This is a genomic window from Paramesorhizobium endophyticum (assembly GCF_014640615.1).
GTDB lineage: Bacteria > Pseudomonadota > Alphaproteobacteria > Rhizobiales > Rhizobiaceae > Paramesorhizobium > Paramesorhizobium endophyticum.
This window is the reverse complement of the sequence record NZ_BMHH01000014.1, coordinates 37,955-62,916: the sequence shown is the minus strand read 5'-3', so window position 1 is coordinate 62,916 and position 24,962 is coordinate 37,955. Positions and strand designations below refer to the sequence as shown.

Annotated in this window: 23 protein-coding genes, 2 tRNA genes and 2 pseudogenes; 10 read left to right on the top strand and 17 right to left on the bottom strand. The window is 59.9% G+C overall.

Annotated elements, in window-relative coordinates:
- Positions 1–63: 63 nt before the first annotated feature.
- Both IEX53_RS16205 and IEX53_RS16200 read right to left on the bottom strand, forming a co-directional pair.
- Positions 64–936, bottom strand: a pseudogene (locus tag IEX53_RS16205) (carbohydrate ABC transporter permease); the annotation flags it as partial.
- A gap of 60 nt (positions 937–996) precedes the next feature.
- Positions 997–2,238 (bottom strand): ABC transporter substrate-binding protein, encoded by a 1,242-nt coding sequence (locus tag IEX53_RS16200; RefSeq protein WP_188825221.1) that lies wholly within the window; start codon positions 2,236–2,238, stop codon positions 997–999.
- Between the two features lie 307 nt (positions 2,239–2,545).
- On the opposite strand from IEX53_RS16200, the gene IEX53_RS16195 reads away from it, so the two are divergent.
- The 7 genes from IEX53_RS16195 to IEX53_RS16165 all read left to right on the top strand — a co-directional run bounded on the left by IEX53_RS16195 (position 2,546) and on the right by IEX53_RS16165 (position 9,109).
- Entirely contained in the window at positions 2,546–3,901 is a 1,356-nt protein-coding gene (locus tag IEX53_RS16195) for an ABC transporter substrate-binding protein (RefSeq protein ID WP_188825220.1), read from the top strand.
- A 178-nt stretch (positions 3,902–4,079) separates the two neighbouring features.
- Positions 4,080–5,090 (top strand): carbohydrate ABC transporter permease, encoded by a 1,011-nt coding sequence (locus IEX53_RS16190; RefSeq protein WP_188825219.1) that lies wholly within the window; start codon positions 4,080–4,082, stop codon positions 5,088–5,090.
- 4 nt (positions 5,091–5,094) lie between these two features.
- On the top strand, positions 5,095–6,240 hold the full coding sequence (locus IEX53_RS16185) for a carbohydrate ABC transporter permease (RefSeq protein WP_188825275.1): 1,146 nt from the start codon (positions 5,095–5,097) through the stop codon (positions 6,238–6,240).
- Positions 6,241–6,277: 37 nt separating this feature from the next.
- Complete coding sequence (locus IEX53_RS16180) at positions 6,278–7,363, top strand: ABC transporter ATP-binding protein (RefSeq protein ID WP_188825218.1); 1,086 nt, start codon at positions 6,278–6,280, stop codon at positions 7,361–7,363.
- Positions 7,364–7,444: 81 nt separating this feature from the next.
- Positions 7,445–7,795 (top strand): antitoxin Xre/MbcA/ParS toxin-binding domain-containing protein, encoded by a 351-nt coding sequence (locus IEX53_RS16175; protein WP_188825217.1) that lies wholly within the window; start codon positions 7,445–7,447, stop codon positions 7,793–7,795.
- Positions 7,796–7,798: 3 nt separating this feature from the next.
- The gene (locus IEX53_RS16170) at positions 7,799–8,302 is read left to right on the top strand and encodes an RES family NAD+ phosphorylase (RefSeq protein WP_188825216.1); all 504 of its coding nucleotides are present in this window, start codon (positions 7,799–7,801) and stop codon (positions 8,300–8,302) included.
- 84 nt (positions 8,303–8,386) lie between these two features.
- Positions 8,387–9,109, top strand: coding sequence for a glutathione S-transferase (locus IEX53_RS16165; RefSeq protein ID WP_188825215.1), 723 nt, complete (start codon positions 8,387–8,389; stop codon positions 9,107–9,109).
- A 3-nt stretch (positions 9,110–9,112) separates the two neighbouring features.
- Here IEX53_RS16165 and IEX53_RS16160 read toward each other — a convergent pair whose 3' ends face one another.
- The gene (locus tag IEX53_RS16160; RefSeq protein ID WP_188825214.1) at positions 9,113–9,520 is read right to left on the bottom strand and encodes a DUF6766 family protein; all 408 of its coding nucleotides are present in this window, start codon (positions 9,518–9,520) and stop codon (positions 9,113–9,115) included.
- A gap of 162 nt (positions 9,521–9,682) precedes the next feature.
- On the opposite strand from IEX53_RS16160, the pseudogene IEX53_RS16155 reads away from it, so the two are divergent.
- Positions 9,683–9,829, top strand: a pseudogene (locus IEX53_RS16155) (entericidin domain-containing protein); the annotation flags it as partial.
- A 48-nt stretch (positions 9,830–9,877) separates the two neighbouring features.
- Here IEX53_RS16155 and IEX53_RS16150 read toward each other — a convergent pair.
- Positions 9,878–10,249, bottom strand: a complete 372-nt coding sequence (locus IEX53_RS16150; protein WP_188825274.1) for a low affinity iron permease family protein — start codon at positions 10,247–10,249, stop codon at positions 9,878–9,880.
- Between the two features lie 93 nt (positions 10,250–10,342).
- Positions 10,343–10,418 (bottom strand) — tRNA-Phe (locus IEX53_RS16145).
- Between the two features lie 262 nt (positions 10,419–10,680).
- On the opposite strand from IEX53_RS16145, the gene IEX53_RS16140 reads away from it, so the two are divergent.
- On the top strand, positions 10,681–11,757 hold the full coding sequence (locus tag IEX53_RS16140) for a Gfo/Idh/MocA family protein (protein WP_236016229.1): 1,077 nt from the start codon (positions 10,681–10,683) through the stop codon (positions 11,755–11,757).
- Between the two features lie 5 nt (positions 11,758–11,762).
- On the opposite strand, the gene yacG is transcribed toward IEX53_RS16140, so the two are convergent.
- Genes yacG through infA form a run of 3 tightly spaced genes read right to left on the bottom strand, consistent with a single transcriptional unit; the run spans position 11,763 to position 12,878 of the window.
- On the bottom strand, positions 11,763–11,990 hold the full coding sequence (yacG, locus tag IEX53_RS16135) for a DNA gyrase inhibitor YacG (protein ID WP_188825211.1): 228 nt from the start codon (positions 11,988–11,990) through the stop codon (positions 11,763–11,765).
- Positions 11,991–11,997: 7 nt separating this feature from the next.
- Positions 11,998–12,624 carry a Maf-like protein gene (locus IEX53_RS16130; RefSeq protein WP_188825210.1) on the bottom strand — a complete coding sequence of 209 codons (627 nt, stop codon included), beginning with the start codon at positions 12,622–12,624 and terminating at the stop codon, positions 11,998–12,000.
- A gap of 35 nt (positions 12,625–12,659) precedes the next feature.
- The gene (gene infA, locus IEX53_RS16125; RefSeq protein ID WP_002965531.1) at positions 12,660–12,878 is read right to left on the bottom strand and encodes a translation initiation factor IF-1; all 219 of its coding nucleotides are present in this window, start codon (positions 12,876–12,878) and stop codon (positions 12,660–12,662) included.
- A gap of 208 nt (positions 12,879–13,086) precedes the next feature.
- Here infA and IEX53_RS16120 point away from each other — a divergent pair.
- Positions 13,087–13,163, top strand: a tRNA-Pro gene (locus tag IEX53_RS16120).
- Between the two features lie 923 nt (positions 13,164–14,086).
- Here the strand turns inward: IEX53_RS16120 and IEX53_RS16115 are convergent.
- From IEX53_RS16115 to IEX53_RS16075, 9 genes are all read right to left on the bottom strand, one after another.
- Entirely contained in the window at positions 14,087–15,439 is a 1,353-nt protein-coding gene (locus IEX53_RS16115) for a cytochrome c (RefSeq protein ID WP_188825209.1), read from the bottom strand.
- 11 nt (positions 15,440–15,450) lie between these two features.
- A complete protein-coding gene (locus IEX53_RS16110) occupies positions 15,451–17,220 on the bottom strand; it encodes a GMC family oxidoreductase (RefSeq protein WP_188825208.1) in 1,770 nt (589 codons plus the stop codon).
- On the bottom strand, positions 17,220–17,921 hold the full coding sequence (locus tag IEX53_RS16105) for a gluconate 2-dehydrogenase subunit 3 family protein (protein ID WP_188825207.1): 702 nt from the start codon (positions 17,919–17,921) through the stop codon (positions 17,220–17,222). The genes IEX53_RS16110 and IEX53_RS16105 overlap by 1 nt, the downstream gene beginning before the upstream one ends.
- Positions 17,922–18,401: 480 nt before the next feature.
- Positions 18,402–19,490 carry an ABC transporter ATP-binding protein gene (locus IEX53_RS16100; protein WP_188825206.1) on the bottom strand — a complete coding sequence of 363 codons (1,089 nt, stop codon included), beginning with the start codon at positions 19,488–19,490 and terminating at the stop codon, positions 18,402–18,404.
- Between the two features lie 11 nt (positions 19,491–19,501).
- Positions 19,502–20,335: a carbohydrate ABC transporter permease gene (locus IEX53_RS16095; protein ID WP_188825205.1), complete on the bottom strand. Its 834-nt coding sequence runs from the start codon at positions 20,333–20,335 to the stop codon at positions 19,502–19,504.
- Between the two features lie 4 nt (positions 20,336–20,339).
- Entirely contained in the window at positions 20,340–21,263 is a 924-nt protein-coding gene (locus IEX53_RS16090; protein WP_188825204.1) for a carbohydrate ABC transporter permease, read from the bottom strand.
- Between the two features lie 275 nt (positions 21,264–21,538).
- Positions 21,539–22,801 carry an ABC transporter substrate-binding protein gene (locus IEX53_RS16085; RefSeq protein WP_188825203.1) on the bottom strand — a complete coding sequence of 421 codons (1,263 nt, stop codon included), beginning with the start codon at positions 22,799–22,801 and terminating at the stop codon, positions 21,539–21,541.
- Positions 22,802–22,841: 40 nt separating this feature from the next.
- Positions 22,842–24,011, bottom strand: a complete 1,170-nt coding sequence (locus IEX53_RS16080; protein WP_188825202.1) for a PLP-dependent transferase — start codon at positions 24,009–24,011, stop codon at positions 22,842–22,844.
- Positions 24,008–24,721: a FadR/GntR family transcriptional regulator gene (locus IEX53_RS16075; protein ID WP_188825201.1), complete on the bottom strand. Its 714-nt coding sequence runs from the start codon at positions 24,719–24,721 to the stop codon at positions 24,008–24,010. The genes IEX53_RS16080 and IEX53_RS16075 overlap by 4 nt, the downstream gene beginning before the upstream one ends.
- Positions 24,722–24,962: the final 241 nt, after the last annotated feature.

The following is a 24,962-nucleotide window of genomic DNA, read 5'->3' as shown; positions in this document are numbered from 1 at the left end:
GGCGCCTAGCTCTAGCACCACTTTCCGTCGAGGGAGAAACCTGGCGATCTGACGGCGTTCACCCTTCTTTCCGCCGAACTCCAGCATCGCCCAGGGAACGAGGATGATCAGCACGGTGGTGAGCATGACGGTAGAGGCGGCGAGCCCCTGGCCGAGATTGGCCCAGCCGAACATGAAATCGTAGACATATTTCGCCGGAACTTCCGTGGAGATGCCCGGCCCGCCATTGGTCATGGCGACGACTATGTCGTAGAGCTTGACGATGCCCGTCGCGATCAACACCAGTGTTGTGATGAAGACCGGGCGCATCATCGGAATGACGACGAAGACATAGGTCTTCCATGTGGGAATACCGTCGACCCGCGCGGCCTTCCAGATTTCCTCATCGATATTGCGCAAGCCCGCCAGCATCAGCGCCATGACGAGGCCCGTTCCCTGCCACAGCCCCGCGATGACGATGGCATAGATCGCCAGATTGCGGTTGGAGAGAAGCGCGAAGCTGAAGCTCTCGAAGCCCAAATCCCGCACAACCTTCTCGATGCCGAGCGGGTTCAATATCCATTGCCAGACGAGGCCGGTGACGATGTGCGACAGCGCAAAGGGATAGAGGAAGATCGTGCGGAAGGCGTTCTCGAAGCGGATCTTCTGATCCATGAACGCAGCGAGGAGGAACCCGATGACGAGGGAAAAAATCAGTGACAAAATCCCGTAGATCGCAAGGTTCTTGATCGAAACTTCCCAGCGCGACGCGCCGAACAGCCGCGTATACTGGTCGAAGCCGACGAAATTCAGCATCGGCAGCGAGCGCGAGGACGTGAAGGAATAGAGCACGGTCCACAGCGTGCAGCCGATAAAGACCACGAGCACCGTCGCGATCATCGGCAGCGCGGCCACCTTGGCGTTAAGATTGCGGAAAAGCAGGCTTCTGCCAGCCATCGGCGGTCTCCCCGAAATGCTTGGGGGCGCGATTACGGAAACGCGCGCCCGTCCTTCACCTTAGTGAGCGGATTCCATGATCTCGGCGAAGCGCTCCTGCATGTCGTCGACGGTCATGTCAGGATTGGAGAAGAATTCCGCCATCAGGCTCTCGATCTGGCCCTGCGTGTCCGGCGCGCGCAACTGATCGCCGGAAGGGATGATATTGTCCTGGTTTTTGAGAAGCTCGATGCCCTTCTTCATGCAGGAGCTGGCGGAAGCCATGTCGATATCACCTCGGATCGGGATCGATCCCTTGGCAAGATTGAAGGCAACCTGCACCTGCTTCGAAACCAGCATGCTGGCGAGCTTCAGCTGCGCCTTGGTGACTTCAGGATCCTTGTTCTTGGGGAAATAGATGGCATCGCCGCCGGATTCCACCACGGGGTGATCGCCGAGTCCCGGGAGGCAGTCATAATCCTTGCCCGCGACCTTGCCGGCGGACGTAAACTCACCCTGCGCCCAGTCGCCCATGATCTGGCCGCCTGCCTTGCCGGTCATGACCATGTTGGTCGCCTCGTTCCACGAGCGTCCGACATAACCGGGATCGGCGAAGGAACGCGCATCGGCGAGCGCCTGGATGACCTTCTTGAATTCCGGGCCGCGCAAGGCTTCGGGGTCCTTGTCCTTGTTGACCTTCAAATAAAGGTCCTTGCCGCCAAGGGAAGCCGTCATCACGTTGAACATGCCGCTCACCTGCCAGCCATCGCCGGTCGCCAACGGCGTGATGCCTTTTTCCTTGAGCTTCGGCGCGGCGGCGACGAACTCCTCCCAGTTCTTCGGCGGCTCGACGCCCGCCTTCTTAAAGGCCTCCGGATTGGTCCACATCCAGTCCCAGGAATGGATGTTGAGTGGCACGCAATAGAGCTTGCCCTCAAAGGTACAGGAGTCGAGCAGGCTGGAGGGGCGAATGAAATTCCGCCAGCCTTCCTTTTCCGCAAGTTCGGTAAGGTCAGTCATCAGGCCCGCCTGCACCAGTTCTTCTGCCTGGCGGCCATGGTTAAGCTGGGTAGCCCCCATCGGGTTGCCCCCGAGAATACGGCTGACGATGATCGGACGCGCACCGCTGCCGCTGCCGGCCAGCGCGCCATCCACCCATTTGTCGCCACCGAGCTTGTTGAACTCTTCCGCCAACACCTTAACAGCAGCGGCTTCACCGCCCGAGGTCCACCAATGGGTGACCTCAAGGTCGGCCGCCTGCGCAAGCGAAATGCTGGAAAATGCAACCGAAGCGGACAAAGCCGCAATCAAACCATAACGCATCCGATGATCCTCCCAAAATCTGAAACGTTTCAGGTTATCGTATTGAAAACAGCCGCACATGCAAGGGAAGAATTGGCTTTGAAAGGCGTTTTGAACGCAATTTTCCCATTATATGTTGAAATTATTGAATAAATTTTCCAAGGCAATTTGCTGCATATGCGCTGCTCCTGAATCTGTAACGTTACAGATTTTTGCGGCGTAGCAAAATGTCGGCTTCGCTTGGGAACCATTCTTCGGCCGTTGCATTGACTTTCGGTTGCGGACAATATGTCCTTAATCTTGTGGATCGAAGAGGGGAGGACATTCGATGCGAAGAACAATTCTCTGGGGTGTTGCTGCGGCTCTCATGACCGCCATTTCCGCTCATGCGGCAGACCTGAAGTTCAAGCCTGGCGAGGACCAGCGGTTCAACTGGAAAAGTTATGAGGAGTTCAAATCCTCCCACGATCTCAAAGGCCAGAGCCTGACCGTGTTCGGCCCATGGCGCGGGGAGGACGAGACGCTGTTCAAGTCCGTCGCTGCCTATTTCGAGGAGGCGACCGGCGCGAAACTCAACTATTCCTCGTCGGAAAATTACGAACAGCAGATCGTCATCGACACGCAGGCCGGCAGCCCGCCCAATGTCGCCGTCCTGCCGCAGCCCGGCCTCATCGCCGATCTCGCCGCCAAGGGCCTGCTGACGCCGCTCGGCGAGGAGACGGAGAAATTCGTCCGCGACAACTACGCGGCGGGCGATTCCTGGACGCAGCTCGGACAGTACAAGGGCAAGGACGGCAAGACGCAGTTCTACGCCTTCCCTTATAAGGCGGATCTGAAATCGCTCGTCTGGTATTCCCCGGAGAATTTCGAGGATGCGGGCTATGAAGTGCCCAAAACGATGGAGGAGTTGAAAGCGCTTACCGAGAAGATAGCCGCCAATGGCGAAACGCCCTGGTGCATCGCGCTCGGCTCAGGCGGCGCCACCGGCTGGCCGGCAACCGACTGGGTCGAAGACATGATGCTGCGCACCGCCTCGCCGGAAACCTATGACAAGTGGGTCAGCAACGAGATTCCCTTCACCGATCCGGCGGTGATCAAGGCCATCGAGGAATTCGGCTGGTTCGCCAGGAATGAGAAATTCGTCGCCGGGGGCACCGCAGGCGTGCTGACCACGGATTTCCGCGAGGGCGCGAACGGCCTCTTCGCGCTGCCGCCCAAATGCTACATGATGCATCAGGCACAGTTCATCTCGTCCTTTTTCCCCGAGGGCACAAAGCTGGGAGAAGACGCGGACTTCTTCTATTTCCCGCCCTATGCCGGCGAAAATCTCGGAAAGCCGGTCCTCGGCGCCGGCACGCTGGCGATGATCACCAAGGACAGCCCCGCGGCGCGAGCCTTTATCGACTTCCTGAAAACACCCATCGCGCATGAAGTGTGGATGGCCCAATCCGGCTTCCTGACGCCGCTCAAGACCGTCAATCCGGAGGCGTACGCCAACGATACCCTGAAGAAGCAGGGCGATATCCTCCTGCAAGCGACCACTTTCCGCTTCGACGCCTCGGACATGATGCCAGGCAAGATCGGCGCGGGCGCCTTCTGGAAAGGCATGGTCGATTATGTCGGCGGCAAGTCGGCTGAGGATGCGGCCAAGGAAGTCCAGACCTCCTGGGACGCGATCAAGTAAGGCGCCCTCCTTCCCCTTGCGGGGAAGGTGCCCGCATCAGCGGGCGGATGGGGGCGGTAAAGGCAGTGCGCTGTGATCATGCCGTTAGCGTATAGCCGTCACCACCCCCACCCGGCCCTTCGGGCCACCCTCCCCGCAAGAGGGAGGGAAGACGCTCAACCGGGAGGGAGCAACCCGAATGCAGCAGCTTCTCTTCGCCCTCATGACCATGGCAGCCGGGGTCGCCGGTTGCGCCCTCTATTTTTTCGCCAGCAACTGGGCTCTCGACCGGATATTTCCGTCCAGGGGCCGCGGCGGCAAAAACCAAGTTCGCAATTTGCGCATCGCCAATATGGTGAGGCCCTGGCTGTTCCTCGGTCCCGCCCTTCTCGCGCTGGGCCTGTACCTCGTCTATCCCGTCATCGAATCGGTCTGGCTCAGCTTCCATGGCAAAAATGGCCAGGAATTCGTTGGCCTCGCCAATTTCCAGTGGATGGTCAGGGACAGCGAATTTCGCCAGTCGATCCTCAACAATTTCCTCTGGCTTCTCATCGTCCCCACCGCCGCCACCTTTCTCGGCCTGATCATCGCCGCGCTGACGGACCGGATATGGTGGGGTAACATCGCCCGATCGCTGATCTTCATGCCGATGGCGATCTCCTTCGTCGGCGCGTCGGTGATCTGGAAATTCGTCTATGATTATCGCCCGGAAGGAACGGCGCAGATCGGCCTTCTCAACGCGGTCGTCACTTATTTCGGCGGCACACCCGAGGCGTGGATCACACTGCCTTTCTGGAACAACATTTTCCTGATGGTCATCCTCATCTGGGTCCAGACCGGCTTTGCCATGGTCATCCTCGCGGCGGCGCTGCGCGGAATTCCGGAGGAAACCATCGAGGCCGCCGTCATCGACGGCGCGAATTCCTTGCAGATTTTTTTCAAGATCATGGTGCCGCAGATCTGGGGCACCATCGCCGTGGTGTGGACCACGATCACCATTCTCGTCCTCAAGGTTTTCGACATCGTGCTGGCAATGACCAACGGCCAATGGAACACGCAGGTGCTCGCCAACCTCATGTTCGACTGGATGTTCCGGGGCGGCGGCGATTTCGGACGCGGCGCGGCCATCGCCATCGTCATCATGGTGCTCGTAGTGCCGATCATGATCTGGAACATCCGCAACGCGGCCAAAGAGATGGAGGGGCGCTGACATGATCACATCCAGCCGACGCTCGCCGCTCACCATCGCCGTTCATCTCGCGGTTCTGGCCATCGTCCTTTTATGGACGCTGCCAACGGCGGGGCTCCTGATCTCCTCGATCCGCGACAAGCAGCAGATCGCGGTTTCCGGCTGGTGGACGGCGCTGAGTCCGTCGCAGGAAAACGCCGTCTACCGCGCGCCGTCTCCGGAAACACAAATGGCGGAAAATGGCCGCTACGTCATTCGCGGCAACGTCTTCGACGGAGGCACAGGCACCGTGGCTGCCTTTGGCGACACGGTGCAATCGCCCGATGAGTTCAAAGCCGGCGAGACCGCGCCGCTCGACGATGGGGCCTCCCTGACCGTGGCGAAGAACGGCGACTTCACCATTTCCTCCCCGCAACGCATGGAAGGAAGCCGTGGCGAGCGCATCTTTTACACCCGCTCGGTCCCGCCGCATTTCACGCTCGACAATTATCGCGAGGTGCTTTCCGCCGAAGGGCTTGGCCGCTCGTTCCTCAACTCGCTGACAGTCGCGATCCCCTCCACCGTGATTCCCATTCTCATCGCTGCGTTCGCAGCCTATGCGCTGGCGTGGATGAAATTCCCCGGACGCGCGCTCTTCATTGCGCTGGTGGTGGGGCTGCTCGTCGTCCCCCTGCAGATGTCGCTCATTCCGCTCCTGCGGTTATACAACGATGTCGGCGCCGCGCTTGGCCTCTCGCCAAAAGGCTATCTCGGCATCTGGCTTGCGCATACGGGCTTCGGCCTCCCGCTCGCCATCTATCTGTTGCGGAACTACATGGCGGGCTTGCCGCGGGAAGTGATTGAATCGGCGCGGGTGGACGGCGCCAGCGATTTCGAGATCTTCGTCAAGATCGTGCTGCCCCTCTCCTTCCCGGCGCTCGCCTCCTTCGCGATTTTCCAGTTTCTGTGGACCTGGAACGACCTGCTCGTCGCCCTCGTCTTCCTGGGCTCGGGCAACGACCAGCTGGTACTGACCGGGCGTCTCGTCAATCTACTGGGATCGCGCGGCAGCAATTGGGAAATCCTCACCGCCGCAGCCTTCATCACGATCATCGTACCGCTGATTGTCTTCTTCACGCTCCAGCGTTTTCTGGTTCGCGGCCTTCTGGCCGGGTCGGTGAAGGGCGGATGACTCAAACGAGCGGCAAAAACAGCCAAGGGAACGGCGTATGACAACGGTAAAGCTGAAGAATATCGAAAAGCTCTATGGCACGCACAAGGTGATCCACGGGATCGACCTTGAAATCAAGCAAGGCGAATTCGTCGTCTTCGTCGGCCCGTCCGGATGCGGCAAGTCGACTCTTTTGCGAATGATCGCCGGGCTTGAAGATATTTCGGGCGGCACATTGGAGATCGGCGGCGAAGTCGTCAACGACGTCCCGCCGTCGAAGCGCGGCATCGCCATGGTGTTTCAGTCCTATGCGCTTTATCCGCATATGACCGTCTACGACAACATGGCCTTCGGCATGCGTATCGCGAAGGAATCGAAGGAGGAGATCGACCGGCGCGTGCGGTCGGCGGCGGAGATCCTGCAATTGACGGAATATCTCGACCGCCTGCCCAAAGCGCTGTCAGGCGGCCAGCGCCAGCGCGTCGCCATCGGCCGGGCCATCTGCCGCGACCCGAAAGTGTTCCTGTTCGACGAGCCCTTGTCGAACCTCGACGCCGCGCTGCGCGCCGCCACGCGCATCGAGATCGCCAAATTGAGCGAGTCGATGCCGGACACCACCATGATCTATGTGACGCATGATCAGGTGGAGGCGATGACGCTCGCCGACCGCATCGTCGTCCTCTCGAGCGGTCGCATCGAGCAGGCGGGCCCGCCGCTCGAGCTCTACGAGCGGCCTGCCAATCTGTTCGTCGCCCAGTTCATCGGCTCTCCCGCGATGAACATCGTCCCCGCGACAATCGTCACCACCGGCGCGAAGACCACCGTCTCGCTGCCGCAAGACGTAACCGTCACGCTCGATATAGCCACGCCTGAGTCCGAGAAAGGCGCGAACGTCCATTTCGGCGTACGGCCCGAAGACTTGACGATCACCAACGACGAGGCATTCATCATCGAAGGCAAGATCGCGATCATCGAGGCGCTGGGCGAAGTCACGCTTCTTTATGCCGACGTGGACCATGGCAGCGAGCCGCTGATTGTCAAGCTTCCCGGCACCCAGCCTGTCAAGCGCGGCGACAAGGTGCGCCTGACCGCCGACCCGGCCAAGCTGCATCTCTTCAACAAGGAGGGGAAGGCTCTGCGGTAGGTGTCTGCGGCCCTTGATCACCGCAATAATAGACGCTATATTGCGTCAAGATTTGTGATGGTTGATTGAGGAAAAGTTGGTATGGCGCTTGCCCAATATGCAGACCACGGTTTCTTTGCTCCACGCAAGATAGCCGAAACGCTGCGTACCACGAGCGAAGAAGTGGCGCGGACCGCCGGTCTGGGGCGCGATGCGGTCCAGCGGAAAGACCGTCTTTACTCCGACAAGACGCAGCGGCGGTTGCGCGAGATGGTGGAAATCCTCAACAAGGTAGAGCCGCGTTTTGGTTCCGCTCTGATTGCTTATGCCTGGTACCGGTCGGAGCCGCTCTCCGGCTTCTCTGGCCAGACAGCCATGCAACTGGTGCTCAGCGGACGCGCAAGCGAGGTGCTCGACTATATTGATGCCGTCGATGCCGGCGTTTACGCCTGACATATGCTCTATCGCGGTCAGCTCTTTCGCGCGCTGAATCCGGTTTATGCCCATGCGCCACTTTCCGGACGCGGTGCAGCGCTCTATGGGGGCCGCTTCAACCCGAAAGGAACCCCGGCGCTCTACACCTCGCTATCGATCCTGACCGCACTCAGGGAAGCGAACCAGGTGGGAGCTCTCCAACCCACCACCCTCGTTTGTTATGAGGCTGAAATCGACGGCATTTTCGATAGCCGTGACGATACGGCACTCCGGTCGGAGGGGATGGACGCCGCAAGCCTTGCCGACAGCACGTGGCGCGATCAGATGAAGGCAATCGGAGAAGCAAGGACGCAAATTTTTGCCCGGCAGTTGATTGCCAAAGGCTACCGCGCATTGCTGGTGCGGAGTTTCGCCCCAGGCACGAATGAAACGGATATGAATCTGGTGCTATGGGAATGGGGCGGTTCGGCCCCCGCACGCCTTACACTCATCGACGATGAGGCACGACTTGCAAAGCGGTCTTAAGCGCCAAATATTGTAATCGTCTCGACCAGGATATCTTCCCGCAGCGTGAATCCTGGTCGAGACCCTGGCTTACGGAGGCTCCACATGACATACCGGCTTTACTATTGGGACGGCTTGCAAGGCCGGGGCGAATTCATCCGGCTGGCTTTGGAAGAGGCCGACGCCAGCTATGTCGACATCGCGCGTGAGCCGGGAGGCACCGCGGCGATGATGGAGATCATGGAAAGCCGGGATGAGCCATACATACCCTTCGCCCCGCCTTTTCTGAGGGATGGTGACGTGATCGTCTCGCAGGTGGCGAACATTCTTCAATATCTCGGACCGAAGCTTGGCCTCTCCCCTGAGGATGCGAAATTGCGCTATTTTGCGCATGGGCTGCAACTGACCATCACCGATTTCCTCGCGGAGATTCACAACACCCATCATCCGATCGCGGTGTCGCTTTATTACGAAGATCAGAAGGACGCGGCCAAAGCCTATTCAGCTTCCTTCCTGAAAGAGCGTCTGCCCAAATTCCTGGGCTATTTCGAGCGCGTGGCGCAGCAGAACCCCCATGGCAGCAAGCACATCATCGGCAACCGGCTGAGCTATGTGGATCTATCCCTTTTCCAGGTGATCGAAGGTCTGCGCTATGCCTTTCCCCGCGCCATGAAAAATTATGCCGCCAAATATCCCGCCCTTGCCGCGATTCATGATGCGGTAGAGGAGCGGCCGAACATCAAGCGCTATCTCGCTTCCGACAGGCGGCTGGCCTTCAACGAAACCGGCCTCTTCCGCCATTATCCGGAGTTGGACGGCGAAATATGATCCTCACCGGTGCGCATGCGGCTTATCCGTATGCCTTCCCGAATAACGGTTGTCGATTTCGCGTATGATCGCTTCGCCGCGTTTGGGATCAAGCTGTCGAAGCATTTCATCCACCTTCGCTTCCAGCCGGTCATTGCCCTCCTTCGACTGGGGTGACCCCAGAAAGAGCAGGAAGGCCAGGCCGCCGACCTGCCAGAGGAGTTGGAGAAACTCTGACTGCCAGTTCTCCAGCGTATCGCGCATCATCTCGACGAAAAACAGGCCGAACGTGGCTGCCTCGCCACGGCTATGCTGCTCGTTCACGAAAGCGAACCAGCCAAAGAGCCAATGCCCCACAATCGTAATGATAAAGAAGCCAAGCGTTATCCACGCGTAACTGTAGCTTCGCCATATGGATTTTCCGGCCGTCATAGCACTCTCCGTAATGGGTTTCGTGATCGAAACGCACGGAAAAGGCCCTTCGTTCCCAATGCCTTATCGCGACGCGGTACAGGCTCGCGATTCCGGATCGGGAACATTTCAAGCGGCGCCAACGTTGATCCCGCGTACATTTCAAAAAATGGGATGGATTCGATGAAAACCACAACGACGCTTGCAACCCTCGCCGTTACCCTCCTGACCCTTTCGGCCTGCGCCAACACCATTCGCGGTGTGGGACAGGACACGGCCAATGCCGTGAACGCGACACAGAGCGCCGGGCAAAATGTGGAACAGGCGGCAAAAACGCCCGCACATAAGCCTACGCATCGCAAATACAAAAAATAACGGCTATTTCAGCTTTGCCTCGTGGAAGATTTTCGCCGCTTCCTCGCATTTGCGGCGGAATTCTTCCACCTCCGAGGCGGGCAGATGCTCGATGCCTATAAAGCTGTTATGTCCCTCGCTGACGCGAATAAGCTCATCGAGCTTTGCTTGAATTGCCGCACCGTCGCGATTTTGCGTGTTCTGGATCAGGAACACCATCAGGAACGTTACAATGGTCGTTCCGGTATTGATGATCAACTGCCACGTGTCGGAAAACTGAAAGAGTGGCCCGCTTACGCCCCAGATAATGACGACTAATACGCACAGGAGAAAGGTAAACGGCTGACCTGCGAGAGTGGCAACCGTATTCGCAATTCTTCCGAAAGCTCTTTCCAATTTAACACCTCGTCCAGCAACGATTCGAACAGTGGAACTGTAGGAATGCGCGCCGAGGGTTTTGGTTTCGCGAAATATTGTTGAAAAACAAAATGGTGCCTGGGGGCGGAATCGAACCACCGACACGCGGATTTTCAATCCGCTGCTCTACCAACTGAGCTACCCAGGCATCCCTTGCTTTACCTGCCGAAGCAGTGTGACGGTGTTGGCTATCCGCCGGAAGCGCGTGGGTTATAGCACTAAATTCGGCACTGTCCAGCACCCGAACCAGAAAATTTTCATGATTTTTTTCGTTGCTGCGAATTTAGCCGGCGTTGTGAAAGCGCTTCATGAAATCCAGTGGAAAAGCGGCGCAAATTATTAGAATCACACTAGTTTCCCCGCATTTCCATTCCCATTCTCTTATGGCATGAAGAGGATGGGTGTCGGCGGTGAAGACAATCGGGTGGGGAATTGTTGGGACGGGCGAGATCGCGCGGCGCTTTGCCTCCGATCTGGTATTCGCACCCGGCGCGGCGTTACATGCCGTCCTGTCGCGCGATCCTGAAAAAGCCGAGCAGTTCTGCGCTGAGACCGGCGCCCGGAAGGCCTACTCCAACATCGATAATTTCCTGTCCGACCCACGTATCAAGGCGATCTATATCGCCACGCCGAATTCGCTGCATTTGGCGCAGACCTTGCGCACCTTGCGCAGCCGCAAAGCCGTGCTCACCGAGAAGCCGCTCGCGCCTTCCGCCCCGGAAGCGGAGGTGATCGAGCGAGAGGCTGCGCGGCAAAACACCTTTGCCATGGAAGCGATGTGGACGCGATTTCTGCCCGCTGTCCAGGCAGCAAAGGCGCATATCGAGGCAGGCAGCATTGGCGAGATACGCAAGATCACCGTAGATATTTCCCATTATCGCGAATTTGATCCGGAAAGCCGCTTCTTCTCGCGCGCGCTGGGCGGCGGCGCGGCACTCGACCTCGGCGTCTATCCCATATCGCTGGCGATGTATTTCCTTGGCGAACCGGACCAGGTATCGGGCCGCTGGGTCAGCGCCAAAACCGGCGTCGACATACGCACTGAAATCAACCTGCACTATGCGGATGCCGACGCCGAACTTTCCTGCGGGTTCGACCGAGACGGCGCAAATCACTTCTTTATCGAGGGCACCGCCGGCGCGCTGCGGATCGACGGGCCGTTCCCAAGCGCCAAGCAGCTGACGCTCTATTCGCCCTCGGCGATGAAATCGTCCCTCATCGGGCCATCGGCCAAAGGGGACAGGCCTTTGGCGAAATTTCTCTCCCGCCTCCCCTCATCCCTGAGCCGTCTCTGGGGGCGCCAGATCGAGCATTATCCTTTTCAGGGTAGCGGGTTGCAATTCCCGGCAATAGCGCTCATGGACGCGTTGCGCTCGGGCGAAACGCAATCGCCCGCAATGCCCATCAGCGACAGTGTCGCCGTACTGCGCGCCATCGGCATCGTGCTTTCCCGCTCTCCCGTACCAGAAGCTGCCCCAGCCGCGTGACGGCGCTATTCCTCGCGCTTATCCGAATCGTCGCTATCTTCGGCGGCTTCCACCGCGGGGATGACATAAGCACCCGAAAGCCAGCGGTTCAGATCGATATCGCGGCAGCGCGACGAACAAAACGGATAGGAATCGCGGCTTGAAGGCTTGCCGCATTCGGGGCAAGGCCGCGTTGGGCGCAGGGGTGTCACCTTGGCGCCGGGCGCCGCCGATATTTCTTTCTTGCCGCTCATGGAATCTTCAGTGCTTGCCCGTCGTCCAGGCGTTATAAACATTGTAGCCCTCGCCGGTCAAAAGGCCGACCGTCTCATGCAAAGGCAGACCAACGACATTGGTGTAAGAGCCGACGAGTTTGACGACGAAGCTTCCTGCAAAGCCCTGTATCGCATAGCCGCCCGCCTTGCCGCGCCATTCGCCCGAGGCAAGATAGCTGTCGATCTGCTCGCGGGTCAGCCGCTCGAAGCGCACACGGCTTTCAACCAGCGTCTGCCGGACACGGCCTTTCGGCGTGACGAGGCAAACCCCGGTGAAAACCTTGTGCGAGCGCCCGGAAAGCAGACGCAGGCACTCCCGTGCCTCGTCCTGCAACTCGGTCTTCGGCAGGATACGCCGGCCAACGCCGACGACAGTGTCGGCTGCAAGCATATAAGCCCCGGCCAGCCCAGCGTCTCCCCGGAGATTTTCCACGGCTTTCTCCGCCTTCAGGCGCGACAAACGGCGCGCCAGCGAGCGAGGGTGCTCGGCACGCAGCGGAGTCTCATCGATATCGGCCGGATAAAGAAAATCCGGCTCTATGCCCGCTTGCCCCAAAAGCTCGATCCGGCGCGGCGACCCGGAGGCAAGAACAAGCTTTTGTTGAGCGCTCATGGGTGCGTCCCTTGCCGAATGCCAGGCGAAACGGATTATTTGAAGCGGTAGGTGATGCGCCCTTTGGTCAGGTCATAAGGCGTCATCTCGACAAGCACCTTATCGCCGGCCAGAACGCGAATGCGATTCTTGCGCATGCGGCCAGCGGTGTGGGCAATGATCTCATGTTCGTTTTCGAGCTTCACCCGAAACATCGCGTTGGGCAGCAGCTCCGTCACGACACCGGGAAATTCGAGGACTTCTTCTTTCGCCATACGTTTCCTGTTTCTCTTTCCGCCTGCCGCCACATGTCGGCGGCCTGAATTTGCGCGGAACCTATATGATTAAAGTTCATTTGTGAACAACGGACATAAAATTATCACCTTCCGATGCGGCGATTGCGCACTTATTATTGCGCGCGTTTTTTTGACAAAACGTCTTGCGGCGGAAAAAACACGGCGCTATAAGCCGCCTCACTGGTTACGGAGTGTAGCGCAGCCTGGTAGCGCACCTCGTTCGGGACGAGGGGGTCGGAGGTTCGAATCCTCTCACTCCGACCAGTGGAAGCAAGATATTTATCTGTGTTTTTACATCCAGCAGATATGTTTTTCCTACAGAACGGCGCTTGATTCAGCTGACTGTTGGCTTTGGTGGATGTCTGCTCGAGGAATTTTCCGAAACTGACTTCAAGGACTTCGTGCGCTCGCGCATTCCGGCGAAGGGTAGCGTTGGCAACTTCCCGCCATCAGCTCTACAATTCATCGTCCATGTGCGCATAGTGAAAATACGAGCGCGGCGTTTTTCCGGAGTCGCGGAACGAGGGGACACAACCTATCCGCCTGCAAAGCCAAATCCGCTAACCGATTCTATCGATTCAATAAGTCATCGGACGGACCTTGGACGAGCGTTACTGTCATATCAGTATCGTCGATATGAAATTCGTCTGTGATTCTTAATCCTCCTGCCTAGGAAGAATCGCGCATGCGCAAGCTCTGCGGAATGTCGACGTTGCGTATATCTCCTCCGCGCCACATGTGAAGCCGGCGATGTAGCCTTCCGGCCGAACGAGCATGGCCGTCGTTTCGCTCAGTGGCCCCTTCGGAAGCCTGGCAGCGAACCTGCCGCACCGCCGTTTCTGACAACCACGCCGGCGCCTTTGCCGATTTGCCTTTCACAAAACAGCGAGAGCCATTTGCCCTCGTTGAGAAGGGAATGACAGTCGCCTGCGTGCCATCTTCCGATTTATCAGTTCGGCTGTTTCCGGAATTGGTGCGTTCGGGATACCGCGCCGATGCCACCACATCAGGCGGCCCCGCCAGATCGAGCAGGAGTTGAGGCCGCGTGACCACCGGCAGCCGAACGTGCCACTTCTGTTCCGATGGACAGAACAGCGTCCGGCTGTCCTCGATTATTTCGATGAAGTGGGCCTAGTGCCAATAAACCGGCGGCGGAACTTTCTTCCGCCGCCGGTTTATCATTGCGATCAATGCGGTTGGCTGTTGCGCACCGCCACCACAGCCGAGGCCTTCACGGCGCTTGCATTATTGCCCCATGCGGAACGAACGAAGCTTGCCAGTTCCGCGACTTCTTCGTCGCTCAGGCGGTCCGCATAGCCCTGCATCACCAGCCGCATCGGGCGCTTCTGCGTCGAAGGCACCTCGGCGCCGTTGAGGATGATAGAGATCAGCGGTTTCGCCTCCGAACCGGTCACCAGCTCATTGCCGGCAAGTTCGGGGAAAATGCCCGGCGCGCCCTTGCCTGTCACGAAATGGCAGGCGGAGCAATTGTCGATGTAAAGCCGGGCGCCCACAGGCATAGAGGGGGAAGCCTCCGTCAACATGGTTGCCGTCTTTTCGCCCGCGGAATCCGCCGGGGCGGCGGGAAGCGCCGTCGAGGCCTTCACGGCGAAGCCCTGCGGCGTTTCGATATCGCCGCCATCGAGGCTCTTCAGGAAGGCTGCAATCGCCAGATTGTCCGCATCAGTCAGGTGCTGAAGCGAGTCCCTGACCACGTACCCCATCTCACCATTGGCGGTGGAGTTCGCATTGCGGCCCGTCGCGAGATAGGCGGCCATCTCCTCCATGGACCATTTCTGCGAAGCGGAATTCGGTCCCCTCAAGGAGGGAGCGTTCCAGCCATCGACGATGCCGCCGGCGAGGAAGTTCTTGTCGCCGGTCTCGAGCCCGCTCTGCATCATGAGCGGATTGCGCGGGCTGTGGCAGGCCGCGCAATGTGCCGGTCCTTCCACGAGATACTGGCCGCGATCCTGCATCTCGGATTTGCCCGCCGGGGTGAAGCCCGCTTCATGCCTCAAAGCCAGCCAGTTCCACGCGCGAATGCCGAAACGCATGTTGAACGGGAAACCGAGCTTCGTTTCCTGAACGGCGTTCTTCACCGGCGGCACTTGGTGCATGAAATAGTCATAGAGCGCCCGGACATCCTCCTCGGTGAGCTTACGATAGTTCTCATAGGGCATCGCGGGATAGAGATGCGCGCCGTCCGCACGAATGCCGTCATAGAGGGCGGCGCGGAACTGATCGAGCGTCCATTTGCCAATGCCGGTTTCCGGGTCGGGGGTAATGTTGGTGGTCCAGATCGTGCCCATGGGGCTGGCGATCGGGCGCCCGCCGGCAAAGGGCTTGCCCCCCTCCGCCGTGTGGCAGGCCATGCAGTCCGAGGCGTACATCACATATTCGCCCTGTCCGGGGGCGGGTTTCCAGCCGGCGGCCAGTTCCTTCGTCGGCTTGGTCAGTTGCACCGGTATGAACAGGAAGGCCAGTAGTGCGGCAATTCCGATGATGACGAGAACGCCGATGATGCGCAGAAAAGTTTTCATCGCCATTCTCCTCAGATCAGCGGTCGCGGCTTGGAAAGATACTGCGTGCGGATCGCATGCGCGGTGGAATAGGCAAGCCCGCCAAGCAGCCCCGTCGGATTGTACTGCGTGTTCTGCACGAAATTGCCCGCGCCGGTCAGGAACACATTGTGCTTGTCCCATGCCTGCGAATAGCGGTTGACCACGCCCTCACGCGGATTGTCCGACATGATGTGGCCGCCCGTGGTGTGCGTCGTCTGATAGGGCCGCACATCGAACTGCGCGCCTTCCTTCTTGAACGACGATTGCGTCAGGTCCGGGTTCATGGTCCTGGCCAGTTCTTCCGCCTTGCGCTTCATGAACTGTGTCATCCGGATATCGTTCGGATTCCAGTTGAACGTCATCCGCATGAGCGAGCGCCCGTGCCGGTCCTTGTAGATCGGGTCGAGGTCGAGATGGTTGGTCCGGTAGGACATGACGGAACCGTGCGTTCCGATATTCATGACATGCCCGTACCATTCGGCGATCGCCTTCTTCCAGCCGGCGCCCCAGCTCGGCGTGTCCGAGGGCAGCGCCATGCTGCGGATCGGCTGGCCGTTGGTCTGGCCCGCGCGCCAGTAAGCGCCGCCGATAAAGCCTTCCCGTCCGAAATCGATCTGGTTGACGCCAAAATCATCGATGCACATGCCATTCGCGCCGGTGCCGATGAACGGATTGAACTCTTCGTTCTTGTAGAAAAGCGATACGCCGCCGGTGAGCTGGTAGGCATAATTGCGGCCCGTCACGCCCTCGCCCGTCACCGGGTCGTAGGGCTGGCCGATGCCGGACAGCAGCGCCAGATGCACATTGTTGAGCTGGAACGACGCCAGGACGACGATATCCGCGGGCTGGAAGACCTCTTCCTGGCTATTCTCGTCGAAATAGGTCACGCCCGTCGCCGTCTTCCCATCAGGCGCCATCTCGACGCGCAGCACCTCGGCCCCCGTGCGATAGGAGAAATTCGGCATGCGCTTGAGCGCATCGAGAACCGCTGTCTGCGGCGAGGACTTCGAATATTGATAGCATCCGAAACGCTCGCAGAAGCCGCAATGATTGCACGGCCCCATCTGCATGCCATACTCGTTGACATAGGCCGTCGAAGCGATACCGCCCGGCGACGGGAACGGATGATATCCCATGGCCTTCGCCGCATCCGCAAACTTCCGGCCGTCCCAGGTCGTGGGCATCGGCGGCATCGGATACTCCCGCGAGCGCCATCCCTCGAACGGATTGCCGCCCTCGATGATCTGGCCCTTGATATTGCCGGCCTTGCCTGAAATACCGGCCACGCGCTCGAATCGGTCGAAGAACGGCTCCAGCTCGTCATAGGTGATCGGATAATCGCCCAGCAGCATGTCGTCTGGAATGATCTGTTCGCCCCAGCGCTCGCGCACATAGGAGCGCAGCCGCAATTCTTCCGGCTGCGGACGCCAGTTCAGGCCGTTCCAGTGTGTGCCCGCGCCGCCGACGCCATTGCCGGGCAGGAAGGAGCCGAAGCTGCGATAGGGTAGCGCAACCTCGTCCTGGTTGCGGCGCACCGTGACTGTTTGCTGGCTGGCGCGCTGCATCATCTTCAGCCGCACGCCATATTTCAGCTCGTCGATCATGTTTGGGTATTTGAAGTCGGGAACCGTGTTCTGGTCGGGCCCGCGTTCGAGCGCCACGATTTCCAGCCCTTCCTGGGCGAGTTCCATCGAGAGGATCGCGCCCGTCCAGCCGAGGCCGACGACGACGACGTCTTTCTTCTTTTCCTGGCGTGCCATTATGCCCTCTCCCCCTTGATCGAAACCGGACCCAGCGGGTAGCGGACATTGTATCGCTCGACCCATTCCTTGTAGTTGGCGCGAGCGCCGGGGAAGCCGATATAGGTCCACGACTGCATGCCGTGATTGCCGCCATACATCGGATCGGCGAAATAGCCTTCCTTGGTGTTCTGCAGGAGGACGGTGAAGAAGTCGCGCAGTTCGGGCGTGAGTCCGACCTGGCCTTTCTGAAGCGCCGTCAGCGCCGCATCCTGCTGTTCCGCATTCAGCGCCGCGAACACCGCGCCATATTTCTGCTCGCACCAGCCATTGAAGGCCGGAATGGCCTGCCGGTAAAGCTGCGCAGGGTTGAGCGGCGTCTGCCAGCCCCGCGTCGGGTCCGCTGACGGGTCATGCGGTCCGACCATGTACCAATCATCCGCCCGGCCATAATCGCCTGCAAGCTGGAGATCGATGAAAATGGGAACCCGGGTCTCGATGGCGCCGGGACCATCGCCCTCGGACGGGATCAATCGCGCCGTCGCGGCGAGGATGAAAGCCCATTCAACATCGTTGAAATATTGCCGCTCATATTGCTCGAGTGGAACGGGAGGCGTCTTCGGTTCCGCTTTGGCGGAGATGGGGAGCCCTGAAAGCACCGCGCTTGCGGCGGAAGCTTTCAAAAAGCTGCGCCGGCTCGGATATCCGGGAAGGTCGGTCATTGTCATTTCCTGCCGATTGGGTGGGTAGACGGTTCGATGCGCTTTCCAAAAAAAGCCACGATGCGAATCGTCCAGGCCATCATTCAGACAAATTCCGGCACCGGAACCCCGCCGCCTGCGACAATCCGTCCACAGAGCCCTTGTATTCCGCTGGCCAGTCCGCACAGGCGGCGCCAAGACAAGCATTCCGAGTATGAATGCTAGCAACATATTGTAATAACTAGATAAATATATGCCATTGCCAACAAAGGTAATTGGCTCTTACGCCCGAACTTACGGGCATTGACTCAAATCGCGGCCCTGTTGAGGAGGATCAATGCAACCGGATGACACAATCCATGTCACGAAATGTTGTTCGGTCGTGAGCGCGGTGGATATCCGCCACGACAGGCGTAGGATATTTAGCGTGCTGCGCAGCCCGTGGCGGAAGCGAAGCCCCTGAAACGGCCGGTGCGGATATAATTCTCGCTCTCTGGCAGATTATTGTGACCTCCCGCCTGAAGTTTCAACCCGGTTTTCCTGCCCGTCGAACAGATGGAGATATTGCGCGGGGAAGCTTACCTGCACCGCGCCCTTTGCATGGAGCGCTTCGCGGTCGAGCGTGAACACCTTGAAAGGCAGGCCGTGCAGGGAGAGATGCAGGATGATGCCGAAGCCGGTGGGCTCGACGAGGTCGACATGCGCCGCCAATCCCCCTTCCTTCTCGATCGCCACATGTTCGGGACGGATGCCCAGCGTCACCTTCGTGCCTTCGCCAAGCGGCATGAGCTTTGGTAGCGGGATCTGCGTGTCATCGGCGAGCTTCAGGCGCGGGCCGCCATCCGCTTCGAGATAGGTGACGTCGAGGAAATTCATGGCAGGCGAGCCGATGAACCCGGCCACGAACAGATTTGCCGGGCGGTCATAGAGCTCCAGCGGCGAGCCCACTTGCTGCACCACGCCGCCATGCATGGCGACGATACGGTCGGCGAGCGTCATCGCCTCGATCTGGTCATGGGTAACGTAGATCGAGGTGGCCTTTAGGTCGCCATGCAGTTTCTTGATTTCGGCGCGCATCTGCTCGCGCAGGCGGGCGTCGAGATTGGACAGCGGCTCGTCGAACAGGAAGGCCTTAGGCTGGCGCACGATGGCGCGGCCCATGGCAACGCGCTGGCGCTGGCCGCCGGAGAGCGCCTTGGGGCGGCGCTCCAGCAACGGGTCGAGGCCGAGCTTGCCCGCGGTCGATTTGATGGCGGCAGCGATCCTGTCCTTTGGCGTTTTGCGCAGGCGAAGGCTGTAGCTCATATTCCCGGCAACGCTCATATGCGGATAGAGCGCATAGGACTGGAACACCATGGCAATGTCGCGATCCCTGGGTTGCAGCTCATTGACGCGCCTACCGCCGATCCGCACCTCACCGGAAGAAATTTCCTCCAGCCCCGCGATCATGCGCAGCAGCGTCGATTTTCCGCAGCCGGACGGACCAACCAGAACGATGAACTCGCCATCGCGGATCGTGAGATCGACGCCATGGAGGACGGCAAGATCGCCATAGCTCTTGCGGACGGACTGGATGTCGATAGACGCCATGGAAAATCCTTTCAGCCTTTGACCGCGCCGGCGGTGAGGCCCTGCACGAGATAGCGTTGAATGAGGAAGAAGAAGAAACAGGCCGGAATGAGCGCCATGACGCCAGCCGCCATCATCTGCCCGAAATCGACGGAGAATTTCGAAACGAAGGTGAGGAGGCCTACGGGGAAGGTGGCGGCGTCATTGCCCGAGATCAGCATCAGCGCGAAGAGCAGTTCGCTCCACGCTGCGGTAAAGACGAAGCCGAGCGTCGCCGCGATGCCGGGCAGCGTCAGCGGCAGGATGATCTGGCGAAACGCAGTGAACTGGGTTGCCCCGTCGATCTTGGCCGCCTCCTCCAGATCCTTCGGAATCCCGTCAAAGAAGGACTGCATCAGGAAGGTCGCGAACGGCATGTTGAAGGCCGAATAGACGATGACGAGCCCGACGAGGCTGTTGGTGAGGCCCAGCGGCGCCATGATCTTGTAGATCGGCGCGATCAGCATGACGAGCGGGAACATCTGCGTCAGCAGCATCAGCGCAACGATCCAGTATTTGCCGCGAAAGTCAAAGCGCGACAGCGCATAGCCGGAAAGCGAGGCGAAGAGCGTGACCACAATCGCCGTCGCGCCGGAAACGATGACGCTATTGCGGAAGAAACTCGGAAAGGAGCTATGCGTCAGTACGTGGTTGAAATGCTCAAATGTGGTGCGCGACGGCCAGAGCCGCACGCCTTCGCTATAGAGCAGGTCGTTCGGCGTGACCGAGACTTTCAGGAGCCAGAACAGCGGAAACAGGGCGAACAGGATATAGAGTAGGATTGCTCCGCGATGCGCCCCGGTGAGAAGGATTTTGCGAGCGGTCATTGTCTTAATCCCTGTTCAGCAATGTCTGGCGCAGGAGCACGATCAGCATCGAATAGGCGAGCAGCAGCACGAGCAGGACCAGCGCGATGGCCGAGGCATAGCCGAAATCGAGCCGCTTGAAGGCCTGGGTGAAGATATAGCTCGCGACGATCTGCGTGCGGTCGGCTGGCCCTCCCCCGGTCATGACGACGATCAGGTCGGCACTGTTGGCGATCCAGACCGTGCGCAGGAGGATGGTGATCGCCATGGTCGGCGCAAGATAGGGCAAGGTGATCGACAGGAACCGCTGCACCGGCCCCGCACCGTCGATGGCCGCTGCCTCGTAGAGATCGCGCGGAATAGCCTGCAGCGCGGCGAGCATGGTGATGGCGAAGAAGGGAATGCCCCACCAGACGCTGGCCGTGATGATGCCCCACATGGCGAGATGCGGGTCGGAGAGGATATTGTCCGGCGCGTCGAGGAGGCCGAGCGCGTGAAGCCAGTGCGGCAGCGGGCCGATGACCGGATTGAACAGCCAGGCCCAGTTGAGGCCGGAGAGAAACGTCGGCACGGCCCAAGGCAGGAACACCAGCGCCTGCGCCAGCCCACGCCCGGCAAAGGGCTTGTCGAGCAGCAGCGCCAGGATCAGCCCAAAGACGAATTGCAGGAGGACCGAGCCGCCGGTCCACCACAGCGTGTTCTTGAGCGCGCCATAAAAGGTGCTGTCGCTGGCCAGCGTGCGAAAGTGTTCTAGCCCGACGAAGCCCCCCGAGAACGGATTGAGCAGTTGGATATCCCGGAAGGCGTAGGAAATGCCAAGTACCAGCGGCACCAGCATGATGGTCGCGATCAGAATGAGCGCCGGGGCGCTGTAGAGATATGGCTCGGAGGCGTGGGCGAGCCGTTGCAGGAGACTGCGGTGGGGTTGGTTATGGATAGGGGTGGGCATGGTTGCCTCCCGTTGGAGGTTTTATTTGATGTGTCGGCGGGGCAGCGTCTTCTCGCCCTGCCTGGTCAGTTCGCGCCCTCCTTCCCCCTTGCGGGGAGGGTGGCCCGATAGGGTCGGATGGGGGTGGTGACGTTTGCGCTACGGTCTTCGAAGCAAGCGCAAACGTCACCACCCCCATCCGACCGCTTACGCGGGCACCTTCCCCGCAAGGGGGAAGGAGGGCGCGAACCTGTCGCCCGGCGGGCAGAGGGGGCGACTTGGAGTCGCTGAAACGCCTACTTCTTCCCCGCCAAAAACTTCTGCTGCGCCTTTGTCAGATACTCCGCCCATTGATCGGCCAGCTCATCCGGCGTGATCTCCCCAAGGAGGGCCTTCTGCGAGGTGGTTATGACGAGCGAATCCTTGAAATAGGCGAACTCTTCCAGATAGGTCGGCATGACGGTCGGGACGACATCCTTGTCCGCCAGTTCCTCGAACCAGCCCTTGAATTGCGGCGTCTTGTAGAAGGGATCGTTCTCAGCGGATTTCAGCACCGGCAGGGTGCCGACGCGCTTGTTCCACTCGATATTGCCTTCCGGGCCTTCCAGCGTCGCGATCAGCTTCCAGGCGAGGTCCTTGTTCTCTGAGGCGGCCATCATCGACCAGCCGGCGAAGCCGATCGTCGGGAAGGTCTTGCCGTCAGGTCCCTTCGGCATCACGGCAACGCCGAAATCCTCCGGCTTCATGCGCTCGGCAATCGCGATAAGCGCGTCCGGGTCCTGGTTCAGGAAGGCGCAGGTGCCGCTGTAGAAGCCGGCCACGGTTTCGTTGAAGCCCCAATTGACGCTGTCCTTGGGCGCAAGGCCTTGTTCGTAGAGATCAACGACCCAGGCGATGCCCTTCTTCCAGCCACCGCTGTTCATGGTCGAGGTGCCGTCCTCGTTGAAAAACTTATTCGAGCCCGCCATCGACGCGCCGAAGATCACCCAGCTGTTGAGCCCGCCCGGCCCGCCGCGCAGGCAATAGCCGGATTTGCCCGGCAGCGCGGCGATCTTCTTCGAAGCTTCCACGAATTCATCCATGGTCTTCGGCGGCTCGGAAACGCCCGCCTCGGAGAGAAGCTTCTTGTTGTAGAACATGGCGTTCAGATAGAAACCGTAGGGCAGCGTATAGGCCGTGCCCTTGACGCTGCGGCCAAGCTCCAGCGCGCGGTCGGTCAGGTCCGCCGTCGCCGGCCAGTCCTTCAAATACGGCTCCAGGCTCTCCAGCAAGCCATTATTGGCGTAGAGCGAAATCCAGGTATCCGGCATTTCCATCACGTCGGGGATTTCGCCCGCCGAAACCATGGTCGCGAATTTCTGAAAGGATTCGCCCCAGGGCAGCGAGATGATCTCCACCTTGGTGCCGGGATTGGCCGCCTCGAACTTGGCGACGATGGATTTCAGCGTCTCGGTGCGCTCCGGGCTGGTGATGACCTCCACGAGCTTCAGCGTGGTATCGGCCAGCGCCGTGCCGCTCATCAGCATGGCAGCGAATGCGGTTGCGATCAGTTTTTTCATGTTTTCGTTCCCCTTTTTGTTTGTTGGATAGTCGTCTACTTCATGCAGTCGATACGGCGATTGCCGCCTCTAAATCCTTCCAGAGTGCTTCCGTGCCTTCGAGCCCGACATGGAGGCGCACGGAGCGCGGGTCGATGCCGAATGTATGGGCGGAGTTGGGCTGGGCACGCTGCTGCAGCACCACCTCGCCCGGGACAATCAAGCTTTCATGGCCGCCCCAGCTCACGCCGAGCTTGAACAGTTTCAGGTGATTGCAGAGCTGCCGGATATTCACGCCGTCGCGGAAAATGACCGAAAACAACCCCGATGTGCCCGTCAACCCCGCCGGCAGGCGGTTGGCGAGCGCCGGATGGCAGACGGTTTCCACCTGCTCCAGCGCCTGCAGACGCCGGGCAATCTCCAGCGCCGAGGCCTCATGCGCCTTCATGCGCGTGGGCAAGGTGCGCATGCCGCGGATGAGCAGCCAGGCGTCGAAGGGCGAGAGCTTGCCGCCCAGATAAGGATAGGTTTCTGCGCGAATACGATCAACGAGTGTCCTGGAACCGGTCACCACCCCGGCCACCACATCGCTATGGCCGCCCAGATATTTCGAGGCCGAATGCACCACCAGATCGACGCCGAGCGAAAGGGGTCGCTGGAAGACCGGGCTCGCCCAGCTGTTGTCGATGATGCTCATGACGCCATGACGCTTGGCAATCGCCGCCAACGCGCCGACATCATGCGCTTCCATGATCCAGCTGGTCGGGCTTTCCATATAGAAGAGCTTCGCGCCCGGCAGCGCCCGCGCCACGGCCTCTTCGTCGCGGCCATCGACATATTCGACCTCGATGCGCATGCGCTTGCAAATCGTGCCGAACAGACGGAACGCGTCGGGATAGACATGGCGCACCGCGACGATGCGGTCGCCGGGCTCGACAAAGGCCAGCACGCTCGCCGAAATCGCCGCCATGCCACTGGCGAAACCCAGCGCGTCCTCGCCGCCCTCCAGCTTCGCCAGCATGTCCTCGAAGGCGCGCACGGTCGGGTTCAGCCCACGCGTATAGATGGGCCGCACCTTCTCGCCGCGATAGGAGGCGACCATGTCGTCATAGCTCGGGAAGGTGAAAAGCGAGGTCTGCACGATCGGCGGCACCACCGCGTCGAAGGCATTCGCCTCGTCATGAGCCACCGTCAGCGCGGCGAAATCGAGCGGGTCCATCCCGTCAATCATTTGGACATTTCCTTGATGTCTTCCTCGACGATGTCGAGGATCTTCAATGTTTCCCGCCGCGCGGCCTTGGTGTCCTGGGCCACGATGGCGTTGAAAAGCGTGCGGTGGAACGGAAAGGTGCGGCGCGCGAAATCCGGCCGGTCGAACGGCTCCGTCCAGAAGCGGAAAAAGGCGTCGCGCATCTGCTCCAGCAATTGCCGGAACAGCGGGTTGTGGGTGGCGTCATAAACGGCGAGGTGGAAAGCGAGGTCCTGCGGACCGGACGTGCCCTTGGCCAGATGCACCCGCTCCATCTCGACGAGCTTTTCCTCGATGATGCCGAGGTCTTCGGCGGTGCGCTTGCGCGCGGCCACCATGCTTGCCTCGGCCTCGATGCCGCGCCGCACCTCCAGCGTCTGCAACAGCGCGTCGCGCAATCGCGCTGGATCGAAGGAAAGCGGCATATGGATAGTCGCCGCTGAAACCGGCTTCAGAAGATAGGTGCCACTGCCCTTGCGTGTCTCGATGACCCCAAGCGCCTGAAAGTGCCGGATCGCCTCGCGAATGGTGGAGCGCCCGACGCCCAGCGCACTCATGAGCTCGCGCTCGGCGGGGAGGCGGTCACCGGCCTGAAGCTGCGCTGTCTCGATATAGCCGGCGAGCGCTCCCGTAACCTGCCCCATCCGGTCAATGGATGGCAACGGCGCGATCGCAAGCTTGCCCTCTCCCATTTCGGACTCCTGTCCTAGCGCCCCTCAAGGGCGAATGCACCCGCCAGACCCGTTCCCTGTTGTCTTGTAAATTGGTCTGACATCATAGTGCTATGACCGAAGCGCGCACCTGTCAAGCCAGAGAACGCTCGCTCTGGCTATCGAAAAGATGCATCTGGTTCATGTAGATCGAGAGGGGCACGACCGCCCCGGCCCATGGCGCGGTTTCAGGATCGATGCTGGCGGAGATGCCAGCGCGTTG

Excerpts from the sequence above, each read along its gene's own strand:
- IEX53_RS16200 (WP_188825221.1), bottom strand. The coding sequence starts at position 2,238 with ATGCGTTATGGTTTGATTGCGGCTTTGTCCGCTTCGGTTGCATTTTCC.
- IEX53_RS16195 (WP_188825220.1), top strand. The coding sequence starts at position 2,546 with ATGCGAAGAACAATTCTCTGGGGTGTTGCTGCGGCTCTCATGACCGCC.
- IEX53_RS16190 (WP_188825219.1), top strand. The coding sequence starts at position 4,080 with ATGCAGCAGCTTCTCTTCGCCCTCATGACCATGGCAGCCGGGGTCGCC.
- IEX53_RS16180 (WP_188825218.1), top strand. The coding sequence starts at position 6,278 with ATGACAACGGTAAAGCTGAAGAATATCGAAAAGCTCTATGGCACGCAC.
- IEX53_RS16175 (WP_188825217.1), top strand. The coding sequence starts at position 7,445 with ATGGCGCTTGCCCAATATGCAGACCACGGTTTCTTTGCTCCACGCAAG.
- IEX53_RS16170 (WP_188825216.1), top strand. The coding sequence starts at position 7,799 with ATGCTCTATCGCGGTCAGCTCTTTCGCGCGCTGAATCCGGTTTATGCC.
- IEX53_RS16165 (WP_188825215.1), top strand. The coding sequence starts at position 8,387 with ATGACATACCGGCTTTACTATTGGGACGGCTTGCAAGGCCGGGGCGAA.
- IEX53_RS16160 (WP_188825214.1), bottom strand. The coding sequence starts at position 9,520 with ATGACGGCCGGAAAATCCATATGGCGAAGCTACAGTTACGCGTGGATA.
- yacG (WP_188825211.1), bottom strand. The coding sequence starts at position 11,990 with ATGAGCGGCAAGAAAGAAATATCGGCGGCGCCCGGCGCCAAGGTGACA.
- IEX53_RS16130 (WP_188825210.1), bottom strand. The coding sequence starts at position 12,624 with ATGAGCGCTCAACAAAAGCTTGTTCTTGCCTCCGGGTCGCCGCGCCGG.
- infA (WP_002965531.1), bottom strand. The coding sequence starts at position 12,878 with ATGGCGAAAGAAGAAGTCCTCGAATTTCCCGGTGTCGTGACGGAGCTG.
- IEX53_RS16115 (WP_188825209.1), bottom strand. The coding sequence starts at position 15,439 with ATGAAAACTTTTCTGCGCATCATCGGCGTTCTCGTCATCATCGGAATT.
- IEX53_RS16110 (WP_188825208.1), bottom strand. The coding sequence starts at position 17,220 with ATGGCACGCCAGGAAAAGAAGAAAGACGTCGTCGTCGTCGGCCTCGGC.
- IEX53_RS16105 (WP_188825207.1), bottom strand. The coding sequence starts at position 17,921 with ATGACCGACCTTCCCGGATATCCGAGCCGGCGCAGCTTTTTGAAAGCT.
- IEX53_RS16100 (WP_188825206.1), bottom strand. The coding sequence starts at position 19,490 with ATGGCGTCTATCGACATCCAGTCCGTCCGCAAGAGCTATGGCGATCTT.
- IEX53_RS16095 (WP_188825205.1), bottom strand. The coding sequence starts at position 20,335 with ATGACCGCTCGCAAAATCCTTCTCACCGGGGCGCATCGCGGAGCAATC.
- IEX53_RS16090 (WP_188825204.1), bottom strand. The coding sequence starts at position 21,263 with ATGCCCACCCCTATCCATAACCAACCCCACCGCAGTCTCCTGCAACGG.
- IEX53_RS16085 (WP_188825203.1), bottom strand. The coding sequence starts at position 22,801 with ATGAAAAAACTGATCGCAACCGCATTCGCTGCCATGCTGATGAGCGGC.
- IEX53_RS16080 (WP_188825202.1), bottom strand. The coding sequence starts at position 24,011 with ATGATTGACGGGATGGACCCGCTCGATTTCGCCGCGCTGACGGTGGCT.
- IEX53_RS16075 (WP_188825201.1), bottom strand. The coding sequence starts at position 24,721 with ATGGGAGAGGGCAAGCTTGCGATCGCGCCGTTGCCATCCATTGACCGG.